This is a genomic window from Demequina sediminis, assembly GCF_039545075.1.
GTDB lineage: Bacteria > Actinomycetota > Actinomycetes > Actinomycetales > Demequinaceae > Demequina > Demequina sediminis.
The window spans coordinates 188,337-210,954 of record NZ_BAABRR010000002.1; the positions used below are offsets into that span (position 1 = coordinate 188,337).

22 protein-coding genes, 2 tRNA genes and 1 pseudogene are annotated in these 22,618 nt (G+C 71.1%); 8 read left to right on the plus strand and 17 right to left on the minus strand.

The window, feature by feature from the left end; translation table 11 throughout:
* Window positions 1-56: 56 nt before the first annotated feature.
* The 7 genes from ABEA62_RS02890 to manA all read right to left on the minus strand — a co-directional run bounded on the left by ABEA62_RS02890 (window position 57) and on the right by manA (window position 6,832).
* The gene (locus tag ABEA62_RS02890; RefSeq protein WP_286214068.1) at window positions 57-1,448 is read right to left on the minus strand and encodes a glycoside hydrolase family 10-like protein; all 1,392 of its coding nucleotides are present in this window, start codon (window positions 1,446-1,448) and stop codon (window positions 57-59) included.
* 61 nt (window positions 1,449-1,509) lie between these two features.
* A tRNA-Arg gene (locus tag ABEA62_RS02895) sits at window positions 1,510-1,582 on the minus strand.
* A gap of 38 nt (window positions 1,583-1,620) precedes the next feature.
* On the minus strand, window positions 1,621-2,607 hold the full coding sequence (locus ABEA62_RS02900; protein ID WP_286214069.1) for an aldo/keto reductase: 987 nt from the start codon (window positions 2,605-2,607) through the stop codon (window positions 1,621-1,623).
* Between the two features lie 138 nt (window positions 2,608-2,745).
* Complete coding sequence (locus ABEA62_RS02905; protein ID WP_286214070.1) at window positions 2,746-3,459, minus strand: C40 family peptidase; 714 nt, start codon at window positions 3,457-3,459, stop codon at window positions 2,746-2,748.
* Window positions 3,460-3,610: 151 nt separating this feature from the next.
* Entirely contained in the window at window positions 3,611-4,291 is a 681-nt protein-coding gene (locus ABEA62_RS02910) for a metal-dependent transcriptional regulator (RefSeq protein ID WP_286214071.1), read from the minus strand.
* Entirely contained in the window at window positions 4,288-5,616 is a 1,329-nt protein-coding gene (locus tag ABEA62_RS02915) for a UDP-glucose dehydrogenase family protein (RefSeq protein ID WP_286216729.1), read from the minus strand. The genes ABEA62_RS02910 and ABEA62_RS02915 overlap by 4 nt, the downstream gene beginning before the upstream one ends.
* A gap of 28 nt (window positions 5,617-5,644) precedes the next feature.
* The gene (gene manA / locus ABEA62_RS02920; RefSeq protein ID WP_286214072.1) at window positions 5,645-6,832 is read right to left on the minus strand and encodes a mannose-6-phosphate isomerase, class I; all 1,188 of its coding nucleotides are present in this window, start codon (window positions 6,830-6,832) and stop codon (window positions 5,645-5,647) included.
* Between the two features lie 32 nt (window positions 6,833-6,864).
* Here manA and serC point away from each other — a divergent pair, with 32 nt between their 5' ends.
* Complete coding sequence (gene serC, locus ABEA62_RS02925) at window positions 6,865-7,989, plus strand: phosphoserine transaminase (protein WP_286214073.1); 1,125 nt, start codon at window positions 6,865-6,867, stop codon at window positions 7,987-7,989.
* Window positions 7,986-8,765: a CAP domain-containing protein gene (locus ABEA62_RS02930; RefSeq protein WP_345378473.1), complete on the plus strand. Its 780-nt coding sequence runs from the start codon at window positions 7,986-7,988 to the stop codon at window positions 8,763-8,765. The genes serC and ABEA62_RS02930 overlap by 4 nt, the downstream gene beginning before the upstream one ends.
* Window positions 8,766-8,768: 3 nt before the next feature.
* Here the strand turns inward: ABEA62_RS02930 and ABEA62_RS02935 are convergent, their stop codons facing one another.
* From ABEA62_RS02935 to ABEA62_RS02945, 3 genes are read right to left on the minus strand one after another with little or no spacing between them, the layout of a single operon-like run.
* Window positions 8,769-10,076, minus strand: a complete 1,308-nt coding sequence (locus tag ABEA62_RS02935) for an MFS transporter (RefSeq protein WP_345378563.1) — start codon at window positions 10,074-10,076, stop codon at window positions 8,769-8,771.
* Window positions 9,976-10,824 carry a DUF3027 domain-containing protein gene (locus ABEA62_RS02940; RefSeq protein WP_286214075.1) on the minus strand — a complete coding sequence of 283 codons (849 nt, stop codon included), beginning with the start codon at window positions 10,822-10,824 and terminating at the stop codon, window positions 9,976-9,978. The genes ABEA62_RS02935 and ABEA62_RS02940 overlap by 101 nt, the downstream gene beginning before the upstream one ends.
* Window positions 10,824-11,204, minus strand: coding sequence for a cold-shock protein (locus ABEA62_RS02945; RefSeq protein WP_286214076.1), 381 nt, complete (start codon window positions 11,202-11,204; stop codon window positions 10,824-10,826). Before ABEA62_RS02945 ends, ABEA62_RS02940 begins: the two co-directional genes overlap by 1 nt.
* A gap of 180 nt (window positions 11,205-11,384) precedes the next feature.
* On the opposite strand from ABEA62_RS02945, the gene ABEA62_RS02950 reads away from it, so the two are divergent.
* The 3 genes from ABEA62_RS02950 (at window position 11,385) to ABEA62_RS02960 (ending at window position 12,807) form a co-directional block, all read left to right on the plus strand.
* Entirely contained in the window at window positions 11,385-12,107 is a 723-nt protein-coding gene (locus ABEA62_RS02950; protein WP_286214077.1) for an HD domain-containing protein, read from the plus strand.
* Window positions 12,108-12,180: 73 nt separating this feature from the next.
* On the plus strand, window positions 12,181-12,468 hold the full coding sequence (locus ABEA62_RS02955; RefSeq protein WP_286214078.1) for a WXG100 family type VII secretion target: 288 nt from the start codon (window positions 12,181-12,183) through the stop codon (window positions 12,466-12,468).
* 69 nt (window positions 12,469-12,537) lie between these two features.
* Window positions 12,538-12,807, plus strand: a complete 270-nt coding sequence (locus ABEA62_RS02960; RefSeq protein WP_286214079.1) for a DUF4031 domain-containing protein — start codon at window positions 12,538-12,540, stop codon at window positions 12,805-12,807.
* 92 nt (window positions 12,808-12,899) lie between these two features.
* Here ABEA62_RS02960 and groL read toward each other — a convergent pair whose 3' ends face one another.
* The 3 genes from groL to ABEA62_RS02975 form a co-directional block, all read right to left on the minus strand.
* The gene (groL, locus tag ABEA62_RS02965) at window positions 12,900-14,525 is read right to left on the minus strand and encodes a chaperonin GroEL (protein WP_286214081.1); all 1,626 of its coding nucleotides are present in this window, start codon (window positions 14,523-14,525) and stop codon (window positions 12,900-12,902) included.
* Window positions 14,526-14,773: 248 nt separating this feature from the next.
* Window positions 14,774-15,376 carry a LytR C-terminal domain-containing protein gene (locus tag ABEA62_RS02970; RefSeq protein WP_286214082.1) on the minus strand — a complete coding sequence of 201 codons (603 nt, stop codon included), beginning with the start codon at window positions 15,374-15,376 and terminating at the stop codon, window positions 14,774-14,776.
* A 35-nt stretch (window positions 15,377-15,411) separates the two neighbouring features.
* Window positions 15,412-15,690, minus strand: coding sequence for a DUF3263 domain-containing protein (locus tag ABEA62_RS02975; protein WP_286214083.1), 279 nt, complete (start codon window positions 15,688-15,690; stop codon window positions 15,412-15,414).
* A gap of 109 nt (window positions 15,691-15,799) precedes the next feature.
* Here ABEA62_RS02975 and ABEA62_RS02980 point away from each other — a divergent pair, with 109 nt between their 5' ends.
* On the plus strand, window positions 15,800-16,474 hold the full coding sequence (locus tag ABEA62_RS02980; RefSeq protein ID WP_345378478.1) for a uracil-DNA glycosylase: 675 nt from the start codon (window positions 15,800-15,802) through the stop codon (window positions 16,472-16,474).
* Window positions 16,475-16,481: 7 nt separating this feature from the next.
* Here the strand turns inward: ABEA62_RS02980 and ABEA62_RS02985 are convergent.
* The 4 genes from ABEA62_RS02985 to ABEA62_RS03000 form a co-directional block, all read right to left on the minus strand.
* Window positions 16,482-16,557: transfer RNA gene (locus ABEA62_RS02985), tRNA-Thr, on the minus strand.
* A gap of 49 nt (window positions 16,558-16,606) precedes the next feature.
* Window positions 16,607-17,428, minus strand: coding sequence for a DsbA family protein (locus ABEA62_RS02990; RefSeq protein WP_286214084.1), 822 nt, complete (start codon window positions 17,426-17,428; stop codon window positions 16,607-16,609).
* Between the two features lie 50 nt (window positions 17,429-17,478).
* Window positions 17,479-17,988 carry a MauE/DoxX family redox-associated membrane protein gene (locus ABEA62_RS02995; protein ID WP_286214085.1) on the minus strand — a complete coding sequence of 170 codons (510 nt, stop codon included), beginning with the start codon at window positions 17,986-17,988 and terminating at the stop codon, window positions 17,479-17,481.
* A 100-nt stretch (window positions 17,989-18,088) separates the two neighbouring features.
* A complete protein-coding gene (locus ABEA62_RS03000) occupies window positions 18,089-19,705 on the minus strand; it encodes a serine/threonine-protein kinase (protein WP_286214086.1) in 1,617 nt (538 codons plus the stop codon).
* Between the two features lie 192 nt (window positions 19,706-19,897).
* Here ABEA62_RS03000 and ABEA62_RS03005 point away from each other — a divergent pair, with 192 nt between their 5' ends.
* Both ABEA62_RS03005 and ABEA62_RS03010 read left to right on the plus strand, forming a co-directional pair.
* Window positions 19,898-21,061 (plus strand): ABC transporter ATP-binding protein, encoded by a 1,164-nt coding sequence (locus ABEA62_RS03005; RefSeq protein ID WP_286214087.1) that lies wholly within the window; start codon window positions 19,898-19,900, stop codon window positions 21,059-21,061.
* Between the two features lie 105 nt (window positions 21,062-21,166).
* Window positions 21,167-22,411 (plus strand): annotated as a pseudogene (locus tag ABEA62_RS03010) (DUF4032 domain-containing protein); the annotation flags it as partial.
* Window positions 22,412-22,618: the final 207 nt, after the last annotated feature.

Here is a 22,618-nt window from a genome sequence, read left to right on the forward strand (position 1 = left end):
TCGGCGGCAGTCTCGCAGCGGCCGCGCGCTCGCGACAGTGCCCATGGTCCCGGTGACTACCCGCCCCAGTCGCTGGCCGCAAGGCTGGCCCACAGCGGACGCTCCGGATCGTTGGTCGAGCCCTGATACGAGTACACCGCAACCGAGCCGAGCCGAGCGTCCGCGAGGCCCACCTGGGTGAGCGCGTCGCGCGGCGAGTTGAGGTAGCCGGCGATCCCCGGCACCACGGGGGTGCCCGTGCGGCGCTCGAGTCCCGCCTGGTAGTCGAGCCAGCGCCGCAGCCACGCCGACTGCTGGGCGTCCGCCTCGCGGAAGTAGTCCATGGGCATGAGGACATCGACCAGGTCGCGCTCGGCCCAACCCTCCCAGTCCTGGAGCGCCTCGCGGAACGCGGCCGTGTCCTCGAAGTCCCGCACGGACGACCCACCCGGCCCGTCCCCCCACGCGATCACCGCCGCCGAGAGCACGGCGTCGCTTCCCGCGGCATCGATCGCGCGGCCCGCGTCCGCGACGAGCGCGTCGACCTGGGCGCGGCGCCATCGCGACCACGCGGCGTCGTCCGGCGCGGGCGTGGCCGTGGTGCCCGTCGCCTCCCGATAGCGCGCGAGTGCACGCGGGTGATATCCGTGGCGCTGCGAGGCGTAACGGACGTAGTCGAGGTGAATGCCATCGACGTCGTAGTCCTCGGCGATCTCGCGCACGACGGCCGCGACGTGCTCGCGCACCTCGGGAAGCGCCGGATCCAGGTACTCGGTCCACTCGCCGTCGACCGTGCGCGTGACCCATCGGTCGCGCTCGGGCGCCGCAAGTCCGTGCTCGGCGGGCAGCCAGCCGGCGGGGGCGGGAAGGCCGTCGTATGCGGCGTGCCAGGTCGGGGCGACGGGAATCCACGCGTGCACCTCGAGACCCGCCGCATGCGCCTCGGAGATCAGCGTAGCGAGCACGTCGAGACCCGGTTCGAGAGCGGGGTCCGGCGTGCGGGGCAGGACGTCCGAGTCGTAGTACGCGTCGTGGCGGCGCACCACCTCCGCGACGATTGCCGTGGCACGCGCGCCGTCGAGCCGCTCGACCACCCGCGCGATGCCCTCGCGAGTCTTGAGCGACCCGTCGAAGAGGTGGACCCACACCGCCCGGTCGAGGGTGGCGGGCGCGGGCGGCTGGGGCGCTGGTGGCTGGGGCGCCGGCGGTGTGGGGGTAGGCGTCACGCGCGGGGCGGCGGTCGGGGTCGGCGTAGTGCTCGGGGCGACGATGCCGGTCGGAGTCGCGGACGGCCCGTGCGTCGGCAGGGGGTCGGGTATGGAGGTGGGTAGCGGGGTCTCGGTGACGCCGCCGCTCGGGGCCGCGCTCGGGACTGGCTGCGAGCCACCGGAGCAGCCCGTCGCCACCATCATCGCGGCGAGCATGCCGACAAGCCATCGTGGCCAGCGACGCCGCCGCAGGCGCCTCATCACCGGACCTCCTCGACGAGATCACTCTCAGTCTACGAGCGTGGAGACGACACCGCAGAAGTGCGCCTGGACAGATTCGAACTGTCGACACCCGCTTTAGGAGAGCGGTGCTCTATCCCCTGAGCTACAGGCGCCGGGGTGACCGCACCAGGGTACCCGCTCGCGCATCGGCCTAGAACAGGTGGTGGACGTGCTCCCTGCAGAAGCGGTCGTAGATGTCCTCGAGCGCCGCCATGGTCGCGGCCGGAAGCTCGGGGAACTCCGCGGCTTCGGCGTTGGAGCGCGCTTGTGAGGGCTTGGAGGCGCCGGGGATCATCGTGGCGACGCCCACCTGCGCGAGCCAGCCGAGCGCCATCTGCGACGTCGCCCAGCCCTCGGGGGTGAGCGCGGCGACCTCGCGGGCAGCCGCCACTCCCACCTCGAACGGGATGCCGGAGAACGTCTCGCCGATGTTCATCTTGGCGCCGTCGCGGTTCCACGTCCGGTGGTCCTCGGGCGCGAACGTCGTGTGCTCGTCGTACTTGCCCGACAGCAGCCCCGATGCGAGCGGCAGGCGCGCGATGATCCCGACACCCTTCTCGCGCGCCTCGGGAAGCACTCGCTCAAGCGGCTTGCGGCGGAAGATGTTGACGATGATCTGAATGGTGGCGAGGTCGGGCTGCTCGAGCGCCGCGAGGGCCTCGTCCACCAGCTCGACGGACACGCCCCACCGCGCGATCCGCCCCTCCTGCTGCAGCGTGCGCAGGTCGTCGTAGACGCGCTCGTCGCCGAACACCGCCGTGGGCGGGCAGTGCAGCTGCACCAGGTCGAGGGTGTCGACGCCCAGGTTCTCGCGCGAGCGGTCCGTCCACGCGCGGTAGTGGTCGAGCGTGTACTCCTCGGGGGTGTGCGGGTTCGCACGCCGGCCCATCTTGGTGATGACCGTGAACTCGCCGCGGTCCGTGCGGCCCGCAAGGAACCGCCCGATCGCCTTCTCCGAGCGGCCGTCACCGTACACGTCCGCCGTGTCGAAGAGGCGCGTTCCCGCGTCGGCGGCCGCCGCGAGCACCTCCTGCGCGGTCTCGTCGCCGACGGTGGCCCAGTCGCCACCCAGTTGCCACGTTCCGAGTCCCACCAGGGAGATCTCGCGTCCAAGATTCGGCACCGTTGTCGTCCTCATGGCTCCACGGTAGCCCGGTCCGGGAGCACTCAACGCCACGTCGGGACGCGAACCGGGGGATGCGGGGACGATGCCCGGGCCCACACACGACGAAGGCCGCCACCCGGGAGGGTGACGGCCTTCGTGGGGCGTGCGCGATCAGCCGGTGACGCGGACGTAGATCGGGTTCGACTGCCAGATCGGGCGGAACTGGATGGTCTTGCCGGGACGCGGCGAGTCGATCTGCAGGTTGGGACCCGCGTAGATGCCCACGTGGCCGGGCGACACAATCAGGTCGCCGGGCTGGGGGTCGGAGACTCGCGTGCCCACGTTGTAGTACGCGCCCGACGAGCGCGGCAGCGAAATGCCGAAGGCCCGATAGACGTACGACACGAATCCTGTGCAGTCAAAGCCGGACGGGGTGCTCCCGCCCAGGACGTAAGGCACGCCCACGTACTTGGCGGCCTCCGCGATGATCGCGGATCCGGAGATCGCGGCCTGCACGTTTGCGGACGGCTGGACCGTCTGCGTCTTCGCGACGGCCGTGGCTCCGCTGGAGGAGGACGAGGAGGCGGGGGCCTCCGCGACCGGCTCGGGCTCGGGCTCGGGCGGGGGCGGGGGCGGCGGGACCTTGACCTGCACCGTGGGGGTGTCGATCGTGTAGTCGCCGGCCTCCTCGTCGGTGGTGAGCGCGGGGATCGCTGCCACGTCGGCGGTGTAGGCCGAGGCGACGTCGACTCCGGTGTCAGTCTCGAGGGGTTCAGTGGTGACCAGGGCGGCCGCGGCGGCACCGGTCAGCGGGACCACGACAAGCGCTGCGCCCGCTGCTGCGGCCACGGCGCGCGTCTTGGCGCGCATGTATCCGTACTTCAAATTTCCGTTCCTTCCGCGCCGTCTGCGCGTCGATGTTTCTGTGCCCCGCCGCTCGCGTCATCTTCGAGCGTGTCCTCTTGTGAGGGGCACCGCGGAGTAAGTCTCCTTGCCTTGAAGGCCGTCGTTGTTACCGAAAATTTATCAAACATCCTCAAGAAGGCAAGCCGAAGATGTGACGAGCGTGCTCGCGGCCCATCACGAGACCGCCCTGAGTGCTCGTGATACCCACCCCGGCATCGGCCGGCGCGAGGCGCACGATCGCGCCTGGCAACACGCCGTTCTCGACCATCACCGCTAGTAGATCGAGGTCCGCCTGCGGGTGCTCGCCTATCCTGGTGAGTGTGACATCCGTCACACCGGCGTCGAGAAGGTCCGTCACGCGCCCCTCTCCGGCCGAGCGAGCTCCCTCGACGACACCGAGCTCGGCAAGCCCGGGAATGGGGTTGCCGTAGGGCGACACGGTCGGGCTGTCGAGGAGTTCGAGGAGGCGCCGCTCGACCCGCTCGCTCATCACGTGCTCCCAGCGGCACGCCTCGTCGTGGACGTGCGCGAGGTCCAGACCGATCACGTCGGTGAGGAGCCGCTCGGCGAGGCGGTGCTTGCGCATGACGCGCATCGCGACCTCCTCTCCGGCGGGCGTGAGTTCGAGATGACGGTCCTCCGACACGACGACGAGACCGTCACGCTCCATGCGCGCAATGGTCTGCGAGACCGTGGGCCCGGCGTGACCGAAGTGCTCGGCCAGCCGGGCGCGCATGGGCGTCACGCCGTCCTCGATCAACTCGTAGATAGTCCGCAGATACATCTCGGTCGTGTCGATGAGGTCGCTCATGACGAATAGCGCCCCAGGCCCAGGTAGCGCCAACCTGCCCCGATCCACGACTCGGCGGGGAGGCAGTTGCGGCCGTCGATGACGGTCGGCTTCGCGACCACGTCCTTGAGCGCCACGGGGTCGAGCGTGCGGAACTCCGACCACTCGGTTGCCACGATCACGACATCCGCGTCCGCGCACGCCTGCTGAGCGTTGTCGGCGAAGTGGAGGGTCGGCCACACGGCGGCGGCGTTGGCCATCGCCTCGGGGTCGAAGACCCGCACGTCGGCGCCGCCCAGGTGCAGACGACCAGCGATGTCGAGCGCGGGCGAGTCGCGCACGTCGTCGGAGTTGGGCTTGAAGGCCGCACCCAGGACCGCGATGCGGGCGCCCTTGAGCGAGCCGCCCGCCTCGCGCGCGGCAAGGTCGACCACGTGATCGCGGCGGCGCAGGTTGACGTCGTCGACCTCGCGCAGGAAACGCAGCGCCTGGCCCGAGCCGAGCTCGTCGGCGCGCGCCATGAACGCCCGAATGTCCTTGGGCAGACAGCCGCCGCCGAAGCCCAGTCCGGCACCCAGGAACTTGCGGCCGATCCTCTCGTCGTAGCCGATCGCATCCGCGAGGTCGGCGACGTCCGCGCCCGTCGCCTCGCAGACCTCGGCGACCGCATTGATGAACGAGATCTTGGTCGCGAGGAACGCGTTGGCGCTGACCTTGACCAGCTCCGCGGTCGCGAGGTCCGTCACCACGATGGGCGTGTCACGGCTGAGCGCGTCGGCATACACCTCGCGCGCGACCTCCTCGATCCGCCCCGGGTTGTCCTTGTCGACACCCAGCACGAGCCGGTCCGGCCGCAGCGTGTCCTCGACGGCAAAGCCCTCACGCAGGAACTCGGGGTTCCAGCCCAGCTGGGCCTCGCCCCCGACGGGGGCGAGCTCCCTCACGCGCGCCGCGAGGCGAGCCGCCGTCCCCACAGGGACGGTCGACTTGCCCAGAATGACGGCGGGCCGGGTGAGCCGCGGCGCAAGGGTCTCGATGACCGCGTCGACAAAACTCATGTCGGCGGCGTACTCGCCCTTCTTCTGGGGCGTCCCCACCCCGATGAAGTGGACGTCGGCGAACTCTGCCGCCTCGGCGGCGTCCGTCGTGAAGCGCAGCCGACCCGAATCGACGTGCTTCTTCAGCAACTCGGGCAGGCCCGGCTCGAAGAACGGGACCTCGCCTCGCTGCAGGCGCTCGATCTTCGCGGGGTCGATGTCGACGCCGATGACCTCGTGTCCGAGCTCGGCCATCCCGGCCGCGTGGGTGGCACCCAGGTAACCGGTGCCGAAGACGGAGATACGCAGTGACATGCGCCCAGGGTATCGGCCCCGGTCAGCGGGTGGGAGACGGCACCTCCACCACCACCGCGACGCCCGTGGACTCAACCTCGATCTCGCCCTCGGCGGCGGCCACAAAGACCGCCTCGCCGCGGGCGAGTTCTACCTCCTGGCGGTGCGTGCGCAGTCGCGAGGTGCCGGCGAACGTGAGGACGATGCGCGGGCCGGCGGGGAAGGTCGCTGTGCCGTGCTCAACCAGAGAGAGGGCGTACTCCTCGACCGGTGCGATGTAGCGCGCGACGGGCCCCTCGATGTGAGGGATGACACGCGGCGGCGGGGTCGGCGTGCCGTCCGTGAGCGCGATCAGCAGGTCCACGTCGATGGGCTTGGGCGTGAGCCCCGCGCGCACCACGTTGTCGGAGTTGACCATCACCTCAAGGCCCAGCCCCGACTGATACGAGTGGATGACCCCCGCGCCGGTGAAGCACGCCTCACGCGGCGCGAGGTGGACCACGTTGAGGGCGACGGCGACAAAGGCGCCCGGATCCCACGGGTATTGGCGTGCGGCGGCCGCTGCGATCGCGAGCGTCTCGGGCGCGCCGGGCGCCTCTCCCGCCGCGATGAGGGCGTCGATCGAACCGGCGGCCTCGGGGTCGTGCAACACCTCGGCGACGTAGTCGCGCAGCGCGACAGCGGGCTCCGTGCCCGCGTCGAGGAGGAGCGTCGCCCACCGGCGCGTGAGGGGAGTGCCGATCGTCACGAGGTCCCGCGCGACGGCGGCCACGGGCCGGAAGCCCGTGAGCAGCGTCATCGGCGTGAGCGCGACCACCATCTCGGGCTTGTGGAGCCGGTCCTTGAACGTGCGCCGCGGATCACCCATGGGCGTGCCGCGGCGGTCCTCGTCCGCATAGCCCGCGTGAGCCTGGTCGAGGGTCGGGTGCACCTGCAGCGACAGCGGCCGGGCGATGGCCAGCACCTTGAGGAGGTACGGGAGGCGCTCCCACCGCGTCGAGTGCTCGTCCCCCAACATCGCGCGCGGGTCGCTTGCGATCACGGCATCGAGGGGAACCGCAGCGGCGTGCGGATCGACGCGAGCGAGCGCCGGCGCGGACGCGTGCGCCCCCCACCATGCCTCGGCGACGGGCTCCCCGGACGGCTCGCAACCCACGAGGGACTCGATGACGTCGGTCATGCCCCACGCATAGCGCTGAAGGGCGGGTTGCAGGCGGTACACGCCCGCCATGATGCCAGTACCGGCGCCATTACAGTGATGCCATGACGGACATCATCGAGATTCCCGCGCACCTTCTTCCGCAGGACGGCCGCTTCGGATCGGGCCCCTCGAAGGTCAGCGACGCCCAGATCGCGGCGCTCGTCGCGAGCCAGCCGGGCGTGCTCGGCACGTCGCACCGCCAGCCGCCGGTCAAGAATCTCGTCGGTGACATCCGTGCGATGCTGACCGAGCTCTACGCGCTGCCCGAGGGCTACGAGGTCTTGCTCGGCAACGGCGGATCGACGCTGTTCTGGGACGCCGCGGCGTTCTCGCTCGTGCGCGAGCGCGCTCAGCACTGCGCGTTCGGCGAGTTTGGCAGCAAGTTCGCCAAGGCGACCGACTCCGCACCCCACCTCGCGGCCTCGAGCATCCTCACCGCCCCCGCGGGCGAGATCGTGCTGCCGCGCGCGGAAGACGGGATCGACACTTACGCGTGGCCGCACAACGAAACCTCGACCGGCGCGATCGCCCCCGTCGAGCGTCCCGCGGACATCGGGGACGCGCTGACGGTGGTCGACGCGACGTCCGCGGCAGGCGGAGTGCGGGTCGACATCGCCCAGGCGGACGTCTACTACTTCGCGCCTCAGAAGAGCTTCGCCTCGGACGGCGGGCTGTGGTTCGCGATCGTCTCTCCCGCGGCCATCGCACGCATCGAGGAGATCGCGGCCTCCGGCAGGTGGATCCCCGAGTCCCTCTCTCTCGCCGTGGCGCTCACCAACTCGCGCGCCAACCAGACCCTCAACACCCCTGCTATCGCCACCCTCGTCATGATGCGTGCGCAGCTCGAATGGATGATCGCCTCGGGAGGACTGGGCTTCGCCGCGGACCGCAGCGCTCGCTCCTCGGGGGTCGTGTACGACTGGGCGGAGCGGACCCCGTGGACTGAGACGTTCGTCACAAACCCTGCCCATCGGTCCCCCGTGGTTGCGACCATCGACCTGCACCAGAGCGTGGATAGCGCCGAGCTGCGTCGTCACCTTCGCGCCAACGGCGTGGTGGACATTGACCCGTACCGCAAGCTTGGCCGCAACCAGATCCGCGTGGGCGTCTACCCCGCGGTCGATCCGCGCGACGTCGAGTCCCTGGTGCAGTGCATGGACTACCTCGTGGAGAAATTGCTGACATGACCGAGCCGCAGGATGTGCTGGAGCACACGCGCCCTCGTCGACGCCACGCTCCGGCCCTCCTGCTCGGTGGGCTGCCCGTGGCGATCGCGTCCACCGCCCTCGTGGGCGCCTTCACCTACGCGCCGGGACCGCCTGTCCCCGCGCCGGTACCGTCGTCGCCCGCGGTCGCGGAGGCACCCACCTTCCGCGCGACGGTGGCAGCCATCGCGGCGCCCGACGTCGAGGTCGACATGGCCGACTCGACTCCCCGCATCACGGTGACGGTTCCGCCGCCGCCCGAGCCCGCGGCGCCGGCCGTCTCGAACGGGCGCCGCACGTCATCGGGGGGCGCGACCCAGGCATCGTCCTCCCGCGGCTTCGCCGCGTACTGCGCGAGCCCCTCCTCCCCCGCGTCCGCGACGAGCGTCGAGGGACTGCTGAGCGCGGCGAACGCCGAGCGCGCGCGGCTGGGCTACGCGCCGCTGTCATGGTCGGGCTCCCTCGCCTCCGCGGCGACCGCGTGGTCGCAGCACCTCGCGGCGGCGGACGAGCAGACGAGCGAGATCGCGGACCAGCTCGCGCACAACCCCAACCGGCCGGGTGCCGAGAACGTCGCGATGGTCTACCGCTCAACGGGCTACGCGCGCTCGACCGCGATCGCGAAGATGCACGTGAACTGGATGTACTCCCCCGGCCACTGCGCGAACATCATGAACCCCGCGTACACCCAGATGGGCGCGGGAGCGGCGTCGACATCCGACGGAACCACCTGGTACGCGACGGAGAACTTCCGCTAGCCGTCACTCGACCGCGTGGGCCCCGCGGGGCCCGCGCGGCACCCACACCGCGAAAGCGCCCGCCGTTGCGAGTCCCGCGCCGCCCACGGCAACAAAGCCCACGGGAAGCGCGATCAGCGCCCCCAGCGACACGATCGCGGGTCCGAGCAGTCCGCCCGCATCCTGCAGGATCATCCACAGGCCGGTGAAGACTGACCTGCCCTGGGCGGGCGCCACGTCCGCTCCGAGCGTCATGATGAGCCCCGAGCCCCAGCCGTTGCCGACTCCGAGGAGCAGCGCGGCCGCCGCGACCGCGGTCGCGCCCTCGGTCAGCGGCAACGCGAGCGTCCCGGCCGCCAGCAGCAGCGTGGAGGGAATCGCGGTCCACAGCCGTCCGCGACGGTCCATCACCGCGCCAGCGGGGTAGAAGAGCAGCATGTCGATGGCCGCGGAGATCGAGAAGATGAGCGTCGCGGCCTCGGGGCTGAGGCCCACGTGAGTCGCCCACAGCGGGATCACCGCGAGCCGCGCCTGACGCAGCGCCCCGGTCGCCACCACGGCGACTCCGAGCGTCCGCAGGAGCCGCGCGTTGTCGCGCGCCACGCGGGACAGCGGGAGGCGCGGCGGGCGCTCCGTCGCACGGGAGCCGGCCCTCATGCCACCCGACAGCCCCAGCGCGACCATCGCCGCGGCGACGCACACAGCCCCCAGCACGTACGTGGTGCGCACGCCGGCGATCGCGATGAGCGCGGCGCCGAGCAGCGGGCCGATGAAGTTGGCGATCCGCCACACCCCCGCGAGCGTCGTGAGTGAACGTGCCGTGAAGGCGGGACGAATCACGCCGAGGATCTGCTCTTGGCGCGCGACGTGATACGCCGCGTGGCCGAGCCCCACGAGCGCCGCCCCTGCCATGAAGGGGACGATGCCGGGGCTGGCTCCCGCGATCACGGCGCCGGTCCCCAGGACGCCGAGCGACAGCATCGCGGCTCGCGACGCCCCCGAACGATGTGCGAGGGCACCGCCCCACGCGGAGCCAGGGAGGCGTCCCGCCTGGTAGGCGGCCACGGCGAGCGAACCGAGCACCGCCGAATGGCCCATGCCGACCACGCTCAGCGCGAGCACGGGCAGGATCGCGCCGATTCCGATCTCGGCGATGAAGGTGGGGACGTAGGCGCGCGCGGCGAGCGCACGTGCGACGTCGCGCCGCGGACTGACCGGGCCGGGGGCCTGGTCAGTCAGCCGTGGTCTCCTCGGGCTCGGGTACAGGCTCGGGCTCGGGCTCGGGCTCGGGCTCGGGTGCAGGCTCGGGCTCGGGTGCAGGCTCGGCGAGATCGACGCTCACCGCGACCTCGTTCTCGAACACGGGGTCGGGATCGGGCCACTGGGTGGCTCCACGCTCGACGTCGGTCTCCGAGTGAGCCCCACAGCCGTGGTCGACGCTCACGACGCGACCGTCCGAGGGCGACCACTCGTTGGCGCATGCGCCGAAGCGCATGCGCATCGAGCCCGTCAGGGGGATGAAGAACGCGCAGGTCGAGCACGGCGAGGGCGACGCGATCGCGGAGGCCGCGGTCGGCCCGTGCGAGCCGCGGTACCAGCGGTCCGCCACGTCCGAGCGTCCCTCGGGACCCAGGACGCGCGCGCGACCGAGCCCCAGTTCCCAGTTCGCGACGCGATCCTCGTCCTCGTCGCCCGCCTGCCCGACGCCCGTCTGCTCGTAGCCCGGCACCAGCCGCGCGTCGTCGGAGATGTACGCGAGGACCATCGAGGGCTCGAGGTCGCCGGGGCGGATGCGCTCGGCCCAGGGAACCCACGCGGGGGCGAGCAGGGCATCGTCCGCGGGCACCAGGTGCGCCTCGCACACCGTCGCCGCCTTCTGGCGCGGGGCGCGAGCGAGCGTGACGGACCACACCCACCCGCGGTACCCGGGCATCGTGCACGCGAACAGGTGGGTGACCAGGCGCTCGCCCTCGACGTGCGCCGACAGGTGCTCGCCGACGGCCTCGGCGCCTCCCGCGACCTCCACGGCGACCTCGCGCGCGAGGTCGGTCGCTCCGATCAGGACGGCATCCTTCGCCATCAGACGTCCAGCTGCTCCGCGACGGCGCGCAGCACGGCGGCCACCTGCTTGCTCTTCGCGGGCTCGGGGTAGCGGCCCTTGCGCAGCGAGTTCGAGACGCCGTCGAGCATCTTGATGAGGTCCTCGACGATCACGGTCATGTCGTCGGCCGGCTTGCGCAGGTTGGCCGCGACCGAGGGACCGGGCTCGAGAACGGTGACGCTGAGCGCGGAGGGACCGCGGCGGCCGTCGGCCACCGAGAAGTCGACCTTCGCGCCCGGGCGGATGGTCACGCCGGCGGGCAGCGCCGATGCGTGGAGGAAGACCTCCGAGCCGTCATCGCTCGCGATGAATCCGAACCCCTTGTCGGAGTCGAACCACTTCACATGTCCGGTGGGCACATCAACCTCGTTCGTCCTGCTCGCGCCGCGTCTCGGCGCTCCGACGATTCTAGCGGGCGCCCGCGACCTGGGCCCCCGGAGCCTCCGTTCACACGCGGCGCGCCGGATGGCCTTTGCGCGCGACGGTCCGATGTGGGCAGACTGGAGGCGTTGCGGTACTCGAATCCACCTGAGGTGAACATGCCCCCGGCCACCACGCCAGCCTGGCTGTTGCCCGCATTCGTGCGGGAAGCGGTCGCCGCGGGAGCAACCGCATCCGAGGATGAGATCGCCGAGGCGGGGTCTCGGCTGCTGCGCCGCTGGGAGAACCCGGCCCGCCACTTCCACGACGTTCGCCACCTGGTCGAGTTGCTGACGCGCGTGGACGAGCTTCAGCAGGAGACGCGGCTTCCCCACTGCGTGAGGCTCGCGGCCTGGTATCACGGCGCCGTGTTCGCGTCGGATGCCGAGTCCGCATACGCGGCACGCGGCGGCGAGGACGAGGACGCCAGCGCGGAGTTCGCCAGGCTCGAGCTGAGGGTGTTGGGTCTTCCCGAGGCGAAGATCGACGCCGTCGCGACGATGGTCCATGGCCTGTCGCGCCACGCGATGGCCGCGGAGTCGCCCGATGCCGCCGTGCTGTCGGACGCTGACCTCGCGATCCTCGCGGCGGATCCGCAGCGCTACAAGGCGTATCTGCACGACGTGAGGGCCGAGTACGCCGAGATCCCCGAGGACCGCTTCCTGCGCAGCCGCAGGGAGATCGTCATGAAGCTGCTCGGGCGCGAGCGCCTCTACACGAGCCCGCTGGGCGCCAACTGGGAGTCGCAGGCGCGTCAGAACCTCACCGCGGAACTCGCACGGCTCGACAAGGCCATCGCGGCGATGTCCACGGCCCCCGACGCGGGACACCCCGTCCCCTGATCGCACGGCGCGCGGCGCGCGACGCGCCAGCCACTTCCTAGCCTCGGAGTCACCACGACCCGAGGAGGACACCATGCAGTATCACGTCGACGCGGCGGAGGTCTCCGCCGCCTCCGCCCGTGCCGCACGCTCGGCCGAGGCGATCCGTGCCGAGGTCGCGGGGCTCATGGCCCAGCTCAACGCCCTCGACTCCACATGGCAGGGATCGGCTGCGGCAGCGTTTGGCGACGCCCGCGAACAGTGGCGAGGCGCACAGGTCCACGTCGAGACGGCTCTCGACGCGATCACGACCGCCCTCGCGCACGCGGCGCGCTCCTACGAAGAGGCGGAGGCGACGGCGGCGCGACTCTTCTCGCGGTAGTCCCCTGTCGCCCGCCCACTCCCCGGCCGGGACGGTCAGGGCTCGCCGCCCGGCGCGTAGGCTCGACGCATGATCCTCATCGATCCGCCGTTGTGGCCCAACCACGGAACGGTGTGGGGACACCTGGTATCCGACGCTTCTCTCGCGGAGCTCCACGAGTTCGCCGCGAGGGCCGGGATTCCGCGACGCGCGTTCGACCGCGACCACTATGACTACCCCATCGCGCGCCGTCACGAGCTTGTCGCGATGGGTGCGACGGAGGTCTCGACGCGCGAACTCATCGTGAGGCTGCGCGCGTCGGGCCTCAGGGTCACCGCGGCAGAGCGTCGCGCGGGCTGAGTGGGCGGAGCGGACGTAGCGGTGACGCCTCGAACACGCCGATGGCCCCCGGGGACATCCCCGGGGGCCATCGGACGGTGGTTCGGCTGAGCTTAGAAGCCCATGCCGCCCATGTCGCCACCGCCGGCCGGCATGGCCGGCTCGGGCTCGGGCTTGTCGGCCACGACGGCCTCGGTCGTGAGGAACAGCGCCGCGATCGACGCCGCGTTCTGCAGCGCGGAGCGGGTCACCTTGACCGGGTCGTTGACGCCCGCGGCCAGCAGGTCCTCGTACACGCCGGTCGCGGCGTTGAGGCCGTGACCGATCGGGAGGCCCTTGACCTTCTCCACGACAACGCCGCCCTCGAGGCCGGCGTTGATCGCGATCTGGCGCAGCGGGGCGGTGATGGCCGCCTCGACGATACGCGCACCGGTCGCCTCGTCACCCTCGAGCTCGAGGGTGGCGAATGCGGTGGTGCCCGCCTGGATGAGGGCCACGCCACCACCGGCGACGATTCCCTCCTCGACGGCGGCCTTCGCGTTGCGGACGGCGTCCTCGATGCGGTGCTTGCGCTCCTTGAGCTCGACCTCGGTGGCCGCGCCCGCCTTGATGACGGCGACGCCGCCGGCGAGCTTGGCGAGGCGCTCCTGGAGCTTCTCGCGGTCGTAGTCCGAGTCCGAGTTGTCGATCTCGGCACGGATCTGGCGAACACGACCCTCGATCTGCTCGGCCGCACCGGCGCCCTCGACGATCGTGGTCTCGTCCTTCGTGACGACCACCTTGCGCGCCTGGCCCAGCAGCTCGAGACCCGCGTTGTCGAGTGACAGGCCCACCGACTCGGAGATCACGGTACCGCCGGTGAGGATCGCCATGTCCTGCAGCATCGCCTTGCGGCGGTCACCGAAGCCGGGAGCCTTGACGGCGACGGCCTTGAAGGTGCCACGGATCTTGTTGACCACGAGCGTCGCGAGGGCCTCGGACTCGACGTCCTCCGCGATGATCGCGAGGGGCTTGCCGGTCTGCATGACCTTCTCGAGCACGGGGACCAGGTCCTTGACGGACGTGATCTTCGACTCGACGAGCAGCACGTAGGCGTCCTCGAGGACGGCCTCCTGGCGCTCCGGGTCGGTGACGAAGTACGCCGAGAGGAAGCCCTTGTCGAAGCGCATGCCCTCGGTCAGCTCGAGCTCGAGGCCCAGAGCCGAGGACTCCTCGACGGTGATGACACCCTCCTTGCCGACCTTGTCCATCGCCTCGGCGATGAGCTCGCCGATCGCGGGGTCACCGGCGGAGATGCCAGCCGTCGCGGCGATCTCTTCCTTGGTCTCGACCTCCTTGGCCGCCTTGAGCAGCTCGGCGGTCACGGCCTCGACGGCCTTCTCGATGCCCTTCTTGAGGGCGATCGGGTTGGCGCCAGCGGCCACGTTGCGCAGGCCCTGCGTCACGAGCGCCTGGGCGAGGACGGTGGCGGTGGTGGTGCCGTCACCGGCGACGTCGTCGGTCTTCTTGGCGACCTCCTTGACGAGCTCGGCGCCGATCTTCTCGAAGGGCTCCTCGAGCTCGATCTCCTTGGCGATGGAGACACCGTCGTTGGTGATGGTCGGGGCGCCCCACTTCTTCTCGAGCACCACGTTGCGACCCTTGGGTCCGAGCGTGACCTTGACGGCGTCAGCGAGGGCGTTCATGCCCCGCTCCATACCGCGGCGGGCCTCCTCATCGAAGGCAATGATCTTTGCCATGGGGGTAGTTCCTCTTCCGATGGATGACGGTCCCCCACCGCCCGCGACGGACGGCCCGGATCGCGGCGTTCACGTCACGCCGCGCTCCGCACCTCGGCGGAGAACCCTAGGTCTGTTAGCACTCGGACCAGCCGAGTGCTAACGCCGATTCTGGCACTCTCCCCCGTCGAGTGCAAACGCCGAGAGGGTGTGTTCGCCCTCGGCGTGTGCGGGTCCGTCGGGTACTCGCCCGGCGGGTACGCGACGCGCTAGCGGGGATCGGTGACGATCTGCGCCTCGATGTCGGCGTCAGAGCTGGGCGTGCCCTGCTCGACCGCGTCGAAGCCGAGCAGCGACGCGACCTCGGCGGCCGTGTCGGCGAGCGACTCGTCCGCGTAGACCACGGTATTGACGTCGGGCTCGTCACCGCCCAGGTTGGCCGCGGTGACGTCGGTGAAGCCACCCGCAGTGAGGAGGTCCGCCTGACCCGCCGCAAGACCGCCGATTCCCGTGCCGTTGAGTACCGCGATGGGCGTGTCGAACACGATCACGGGCTCGGGCTCCGCGGTCTCGGTCGGCTCCGGCTCGGCGGAGGCCGTCTCGGACGGCTCGGGCGCCGCGCTCGCGGTCGGCTCGGTCGTCGGCTCGGTCGTCACGGTCGCGGACGGAGTGGGCGAGGCGCTCGGGTCGGCCGTCGACCCGCTGTTCCACAGGAACGTCGCGTAGAGGAAGGCCACGAGTCCCGCGGCGAGGAACACCAGCAGGGGCACCAGCAGGAGCGTCCACCACGGTCGCGGCGCACGGTGGACCCCGACGGGCCCTCCGCGCTCGGCGATCTCGTCGAACTCGTCGCGCTGGTACTCGTTGGTCACGCGGTCACCCTATCGTCCGGCTCGCAGGTGTGGGCTCACGCCTCGTCGGCGCCCGCGTGGCGGCCCCGCTGGCGTGCCGCGCGCATGCGTCGCAGCCGCTTGACCAGCATGGGGTCATGCGCGAGCGCGCCCGGCGTGTCGATGAGGGCGTTGAGCACCTGGTAGTACTGCGTCGCGGTCATCCCGAAGAGATCGCGCACCGCGTCCTCCTTGGCACCCGCGTACCGCCACCACCGGCGCTCGAAGGACAGGATGTCGGCGTCGCGCTCGTCGAGCGTGCTGGCGTCCACCACGCGTGCGGCTCCCGCGTCCATCCGTCCTCCATTCGTCGGACACCACGCTACCGGCGGGCGGCCGGCCCTCCGCGCAGGCGCGCGGGGCACCCGGCCCCGCCGCGCATCGTCCGCTCACTAGGGTGTCCGCATGGACGATGCCGGGGGCGACCTTCTCGCGACCGCCGGACTGGGCGACGGGTGGGAGGCGGCGCTGGCGCCCGCGGCGCCCGCCCTGCGCGAGCTCGAGGCCTTCCTGCGCGCCGAGCCCGCGTTCCTGCCCCCCGCGCCGGCGCTCCTGCGGGCGTTCTCGTTGCCACTCGCCGATGTGCGCGTGCTGATCGTGGGTCAGGATCCGTATCCCACCCCGGGGGACGCGGTGGGGCTGAGCTTCGCGGTCGCGCCGGGGCGTCCGCTGCCGCGCTCGCTGCGCAACATCGCGCGCGAGCTCAAGGAGGACACGGGCGAGGAGCTCACCTCGGGAGATCTCACACACTGGCACGCTCAGGGCGTCATGCTCCTCAACCGCGTGTTGTCGGTCGCCCCTGGGGAGCCGGGTTCGCACCGCGGGCGCGGGTGGGAACACGTGACGATGCTCGCGATCGAGTCCCTCGCGACGCGCGGCGGCCCCCTGGTGGCGGTCCTGTGGGGCAACGATGCCAGGGCCCTCGCCCCCGCCTTCGCGGGGGTCGCGCGAGTCGAGAGCGCGCACCCGAGCCCGCTCAGCGCGTCGCGCGGGTTCTTCGGCTCGCGCCCGTTCTCGCGCGTGAACGCCGCGCTCGAGGCGCAGGGGGCTACTCCCGTGCGGTGGGGGACACCGCGCTAGGGAGACGTGGAGCTGGCAGCGGGACTCGAACCCGCAACCCCCGCTTTACAAGAGCGGTGCGCTACCCATTGCGCCATGCCAGCCGGGCGACGCCAGGATAGGACACCCGGCGCCGCACCGTGAGACGGCGGCCTAGGACAGGCCCTCGAGGTACTCGCGCAGGACGCCCGCCGTGAAGTAGTCGACCGACGGTGCGGAGTCGTCCGAGTTGAGGATCACTCCGTCGGCGAAGTCGCCGGTGGTGGAGACGCGGACGGACGGGGTGCCACCCACGCCATCCTGCGATCCCTGGTCGGTGGCCGCGGTGACCCACTTGCGCATGTCGGCGTTGTCGAGGGCGTTCGCGACGTCCTCGGGAACGCCAGCGTCGATCGCGATCTGCGCGATCTGCTCGTCCGTGAGGCCGGTGGTGTTCTCCGCGGGCTGGTTGGCGAAGAGCGCCGCCTGGAACTCGAGGAAGTGCTCGGGCGCCTGGTCGGCGACCACGGCGGCCGCGCCCGCGGCGCGGGTCGAGTACTGCGAGCCGCTCGAGAGGCGGTCGAGGATCGAGATCGGGTGGTAGAAGACCTGGATGGTGCCCGCCTCGCGCAGCTCGTCGAGGTCGGCGGCATTGGTCTCCTCGAACACGTTGCACACCGGGCACAGGAAGTCGAGGTAGATGTCGACGCGAGGCGCGTCGGTCGGGACGTCCACGCCCACGACGCCGCCCGTGCCCACCGGGATGCCGCCCGTCGCGTCCGCGCCTGCCGGCTGCGTCGCACCCTCGGCGCCGAGCTCGGGCACCTTGCCCTGGTTGACGATGAAGAAGATGAGCGCACCGAAGAGCGCGAGTCCCACGATCGAGCCCGCGACGATCATGAGGGTGGTCCGGCGCTCCTGCGCCTTCACCTGAGCCTGCGCCTGCGCGCGGGCCGCGGCACGCGCGTCACCCGCCTTGTTGTTCTTGCTCGACATCTGTCTCTCCAGGATTGGGTGTGCTTGGGAAGAAATCTAGACGATGCGCCTCACGCGGCCCGCATCCAGCGGTCCAGCGAGAAGCGGCTGCGTGGCCAGATCGCGAGATACGTGCCCATCGCGACAAAGCCCAGGCGTTCGGCCAGGTGAACGGGGTAGTTGGTGGTTCCCTCCTCGACGTCGCCGCCGCCGCCAAAGCAGCCGCAGTCGATCGAGTAGCCCTTGACCCACACCCAGATGACGCTCACGAGGAATCCGGCCATCATGAGCAGCCACACCAGGGACGCGAGCCGGGTGAACAGGCCCGCCAGCAGGAAGATCGCGAGCAAGAGCTCGAGGAAGGGCAGCATCGTCCCCACGAACGGGACCACGGCCTCGGGCAGCAGGCGGTACGCGCGCACCGCGCGGATCGACTGCGGGATGTCGACCAGCTTGGGGATCGCGGCGGCGATGAGGATGCCCGCCATCCCGAGCCTCACGATCAGGCTCAGCCACGGCTGAACGGTCCCCCAGCGGCCTGCCGGCGCCTCGACGGCTGCCTCGGCGGTCTCCGTGCTCATCCCCACCCCTTCTCGCCGCGCGTGCGGACGCACTCACGGTTGTCGTTGACCGGCGAACGCCCGGGGCGCCGCGATTGTTCCGGGTACAAGTGTCCGGCCGTCAGGACGATGCCGTGGGCAGGTCGGGCAGCGGCCACCAGGCGGCCTCCGGAGAGACGTACACGCCGATCACCGCGACGAGGATCGCGACGATCGCGACGAGGGTCCAGGCGACCCTCAGGCCGCTCGTGGGCGAGACGGCGGCCGCCATCCGATGGGCGCCCTCGCGCGTGCCGGCCATGAACGGCCCGTAGCCGAGGGTGATCACGGCGACCACCGCGCCGAGCGCGAGCGCCCCCGCATGGCCGTAGTCCTGCGCGTCGCGGGTGCCCCCGAGCACCGTCCCCGAACTCACGAGCCACCACGCTCCCGTCGCGGTTCCCGCGCCGAGCGCGGCCGCGGTGAGGATCGCGGGGACGCATTCCGCCGCGGCACGCAGCGTGTGCCACGGCAGGCCGAGCGTGTGAACCACCGAGTCGGCCGTCCGCCGATGGCCTCGCTTGACCCGCGCGGCCTCGATGGCCAGCGCGCGCCGGTAGACGCCGCGCGCGAGGATCGCCACGGCGGCGAGGACCAGGAAGGTCATGATCGGCGCCAGCGGCGCGGCGGCGATCGCCACGAGCGCGGCCCACACGAGCAGCATGCGGCGGCGTGGCGCGCGCGGCGCGGGCTCGGCCTCCGGCTCGAGGTCGCCGCGCTCGTCCCACTCCCCGTCGTCGTCCCCTTCGTCGTCGCGTGCGGTCGTGTCGTCGCCACCCGCGGCGACATCATCCACGCGCTGCTCGCCGCTGGGCAGGACCGCGGTGGGTGCGGCGCCCTCGGGCGTTCCTCCCGACCAGCCCTCCATGCCCACCGGCGCGACCGCGGTCGCGGGAAGCGACGTCGACATGACCTCGGTGGCACCGCGCAGAGCGGCCACCACGTCGCGCATCCCCGGGCGCGCGGCCAGGTCGCGACCCAGCGCGGCGCGCAGCGCCTCGGCTCCGGGCACGGGAGGCAGCCGCACCTCGGCCTCGAGCGTCCGGCTGATGGCGCCGGTGCCCGATCCGAAGGGGGCCTGCGCGGTCATCGCATACGCGACGGTCGCCGCCCACGACCAGCGGTCCGCCTGCGTGCCCGGCTCGGCGCCGTCGATGACCTCGGGGGCGACGTAGCCCGGCGTGCCGCTCACGAGCCCCTCGCGCGTGAGACGGCTGTCCTCCGCGCGGTGAGCGAGCCCGAAGTCGATGAGCACCGGACCGTCGGGCCCCATCATGATGTTGGACGGCGTGACGTCGCGATGAATGACGCCTGCGGCGTGCGCGGCCTCGAGCGCGGAGGCGGTGCGCTCGGCGAAGTCCGCGAGCGCGTCGCCCGTGAGCGGTCCGTGGCGCTGAATGTGGTCGAACAGGGTCTCGCCCGCGACGAGTTCGAAGACCACGAAGGTCTCGTCCTCGTCGAGCTCCGCGTCGAGGATGTGGGGGACGGCCGGGTGGCGCAGCGACTGCAGCGCGCGCACCTCGCGCGCAAGCCTGGCCGCCGCGACCTCGTCGTCCTTGGCGTCGACGAGTTTGAGCGCGGCCTCGCGTCCGGACTGGTCCGCGACGCGATATACGGAACCGGATCCTCCCGTTCCCAGGCGCCCCAGGATGCGGTAGCCACCGACGGTGTCGCCCACCTCGCGCTGGAGTCCGGCCATGGCCCCAACCTACCCGGAGCATCGTCCCTCGCTCTCCGGCGCATGACACGGGGTTCCTGGTCCCGCACGCGGTGTGAGAGTATGGGTGGGCCGAGGCGACTGCCTCGGCAAGTGTCAGTGTGGACACACACAACGGCATTTCTTCACTACGGATCGTCCGGCACGTACCTGCCGGTGAAGGGAAACACGGCCATGGCCACCGTTACCTATGACAAGGCGTCGAGGATCTACCCCGGCACCGAGCGCCCCGCGGTCGATGCACTCGACCTCCAGATCGCCGACGGCGAGTTCCTCGTTCTCGTTGGCCCCTCCGGCTGCGGAAAGTCCACGTCGCTGCGCATGCTTGCGGGCCTCGAGGACGTCGACGCCGGATCCATCTGGGTGGGCGAACGCGACGTCACCCACGTGCAGCCCAAGGACCGCGACATCGCGATGGTGTTCCAGTCCTACGCGCTCTACCCCCACATGACCGTTGCGGACAACATGGGCTTCGCGCTCAAGATCGCCAAGGTCGAGAAGTCGACGATCCGCGAGCGCGTCGAGGCGGCCGCGAAGATCCTGGACCTCACCGAGTACCTGGACCGTAAGCCGAAGGCCCTCTCGGGTGGTCAGCGTCAGCGCGTCGCCATGGGCCGTGCGATCGTCCGCCAGCCGCAGGTGTTCCTCATGGACGAGCCGCTGTCGAACCTCGACGCCAAGCTCCGTGTCCAGACCCGTACCCAGATCGCCGCCCTCCAGCGTCGCCTGGGCACCACCACCGTCTACGTGACCCACGACCAGGTCGAGGCCCTCACCATGGGTGACCGCATCGCGGTGCTCAAGGACGGCGTCCTCCAGCAGGTCGGCACCCCGCGCGAGATGTATGACACCCCCGCGAACGTGTTCGTGGCCGGCTTCATCGGCTCGCCCGCGATGAACCTCTCGACGTTCCGCGTCGAGGACGGTCACGCGATCGTGGGCTCGGCCCGTGTCCCGCTCGAGCGCGAGGTCGTCGCCAAGATGACCGCAGCCGACAACGGCGACGTGGTGCTGGGCTTCCGCCCCGAGTCGCTCGACCGTGTCGCCCCGAACACGCCCGGCGCGGTGCCGGTCGAGGTCAACGTCGTGGAGGAGCTGGGCTCGGACGCGTTCGTGTACGGCAACATCCCCGCACCGGTCGCGACCGGCAAGGACGTCACCGTGGGTGGATCGGGCGACGTGATCGTCCGCGTCGACCCCCGCGACGTGCCCGGCAAGGGTGAGACCATCTGGGTCACCATCCGCCCGAACGAGCAGCACGTGTTCTCCGCCTCGACGCAGCAGCGCCTCACCCCGCACGCGGTCAAGACCGCGGCGTCCGGCGCGATCAAGGCGTAACACTCGCAGGTCATGAAGGAGGCGGTCCCCTCGGGGGGCCGCCTCCTTCTGCGCGTGCCGGGGTGGGCATCGTTCCCCCCGGCTGGCCCTCGCTAGGCTGAGGACATGCCGCACATCACCGGGGCCGCCGATCCTGCCTTGATGGAGCTCCCGTGGGAGATCCCGTTGTCCGCGTGGCCGGAGGACCGCATCGCCGCGCTGCCGCGAGGACTGTCGCGCCACGTGGTGCGGTTCGTCCGCCACGGCGCGAACGTGCTCGCCGTCAAGGAGACCAACCGCGAGATCGCGTACCGCGAGTTCGAGATGCTGCGGGGGCTCGAGCGCATGGACGCACCCTGCGTGAAGGCCGTCGCGGTGGTGACGCAGCGGCGCACCCCCATGGGCGAGGAGCTGTCGGCCGCGCTCGTCACGGAGCACCTCGCGTTCTCACTCCCCTATCGCGCGCTCTTCTCGACCGCGCTGCGCAAGGGCACGCTCAACCGCCTCATCGACGCGTTGTCGGTGCTGCTGGTGCGCCTTCACCTCAACGGCTTCTACTGGGGCGACGTGTCGCTGTCGAACGCGCTGTTCCGGCGCGACGCGTCCGAGTTCTCGGCCTATCTGGTCGACGCCGAGACCGGCGAGCTGCATGAACGCCTCACGGACGGCCAGCGCGGCTACGACGTCGAGATCGCGACGACCAACATCATCGGCGAGATCCTGGACCTGCAGGCCAACGAGGACCTCGACGAGGGCATCGACCCGTTCAAGATCGGCGAGCGCCTCGAGAGCAAGTACACGAAGTTGTGGAAGGCCCTCACCGAGACCGAGGTCTTCGACTCCAACGTCCCCTTCCACGTCTCCGAGCGCGTGCGCCACCTCAACGAGATGGGCTTCGACGTGGGCGAGCTCGACATGCTGTCCACCCCTGACGGCACGGGACTCAGGATCCGCCCGAAGGTGGTCGACGCCGGCTTCCACTCGCGCCGCCTCATGCGCCTCACGGGGCTCGACGTGCAGGAGAACCAGGCGCGACGCCTGCTCAACGACCTCGACGAGTTCCGCGCCGTCCACCCCGATGTCGCGGACGACGAGGCCTTCGCGGCCCACGAATGGCTCACCTCGATCTTCGAACCCACGGTGCGCGCCGTGCCGCGCGAACTGCGCGGCAAGCTCGAGCCGGCGCAGGTCTTCCACGAGGTCCTCGACCACCGCTGGTATCTCGCGGAGGCCGCCAACGAGGATGTGCCGATGCCGGTGGCCACGGCTTCCTACGTCAAGAACGTGCTGCCGCTGCGTCCCGACGAGCGCGCCGTGCTCGGCCGCTCCCTCGCAGAGATGACGGCGGAGCTGCCCGCGCTCACCGACGAGGTCGGCACCGAGTTCGAGCGGCGAGACCCCTTCGAGAACGACAACACGTACGCGTGGGGCGAGGTCCCCGTGCCCGAGAACGCCCCGCCGCCGCAGGTCCAGCGCGTCACGACGCGCGTGGCTCCCCCGGAGCGCGCCCCGCTGTCGGGAGAGCTCACCCAGCGGCGCCAGCGCGCGGAGGCCGCGGCGGCCGCGGAGGCGGACGAT

Bases quoted from the DNA above. Each gene is read 5' to 3' on its own strand.
- ABEA62_RS03000 (WP_286214086.1), bottom strand. From the start codon at position 19,705: ATGGCCGGACTCCAGCGCGAGGTGGGCGACACCGTCGGTGGCTACCGC.
- manA (WP_286214072.1), bottom strand. From the start codon at position 6,832: ATGGCGGGCGTGTACCGCCTGCAACCCGCCCTTCAGCGCTATGCGTGG.
- groL (WP_286214081.1), bottom strand. From the start codon at position 14,525: ATGGCAAAGATCATTGCCTTCGATGAGGAGGCCCGCCGCGGTATGGAG.
- ABEA62_RS02910 (WP_286214071.1), bottom strand. From the start codon at position 4,291: ATGAGCGACCTCATCGACACGACCGAGATGTATCTGCGGACTATCTAC.
- ABEA62_RS02930 (WP_345378473.1), top strand. From the start codon at position 7,986: ATGACCGAGCCGCAGGATGTGCTGGAGCACACGCGCCCTCGTCGACGC.
- ABEA62_RS02940 (WP_286214075.1), bottom strand. From the start codon at position 10,824: ATGGCGAAGGATGCCGTCCTGATCGGAGCGACCGACCTCGCGCGCGAG.
- ABEA62_RS02990 (WP_286214084.1), bottom strand. From the start codon at position 17,428: ATGTCGAGCAAGAACAACAAGGCGGGTGACGCGCGTGCCGCGGCCCGC.
- ABEA62_RS02960 (WP_286214079.1), top strand. From the start codon at position 12,538: ATGATCCTCATCGATCCGCCGTTGTGGCCCAACCACGGAACGGTGTGG.
- serC (WP_286214073.1), top strand. From the start codon at position 6,865: ATGACGGACATCATCGAGATTCCCGCGCACCTTCTTCCGCAGGACGGC.
- ABEA62_RS02890 (WP_286214068.1), bottom strand. From the start codon at position 1,448: ATGAGGCGCCTGCGGCGGCGTCGCTGGCCACGATGGCTTGTCGGCATG.
- ABEA62_RS02950 (WP_286214077.1), top strand. From the start codon at position 11,385: ATGCCCCCGGCCACCACGCCAGCCTGGCTGTTGCCCGCATTCGTGCGG.
- ABEA62_RS03005 (WP_286214087.1), top strand. From the start codon at position 19,898: ATGGCCACCGTTACCTATGACAAGGCGTCGAGGATCTACCCCGGCACC.
- ABEA62_RS02980 (WP_345378478.1), top strand. From the start codon at position 15,800: ATGGACGATGCCGGGGGCGACCTTCTCGCGACCGCCGGACTGGGCGAC.
- ABEA62_RS02900 (WP_286214069.1), bottom strand. From the start codon at position 2,607: ATGAGGACGACAACGGTGCCGAATCTTGGACGCGAGATCTCCCTGGTG.
- ABEA62_RS02995 (WP_286214085.1), bottom strand. From the start codon at position 17,988: ATGAGCACGGAGACCGCCGAGGCAGCCGTCGAGGCGCCGGCAGGCCGC.
- ABEA62_RS02955 (WP_286214078.1), top strand. From the start codon at position 12,181: ATGCAGTATCACGTCGACGCGGCGGAGGTCTCCGCCGCCTCCGCCCGT.
- ABEA62_RS02975 (WP_286214083.1), bottom strand. From the start codon at position 15,690: ATGGACGCGGGAGCCGCACGCGTGGTGGACGCCAGCACGCTCGACGAG.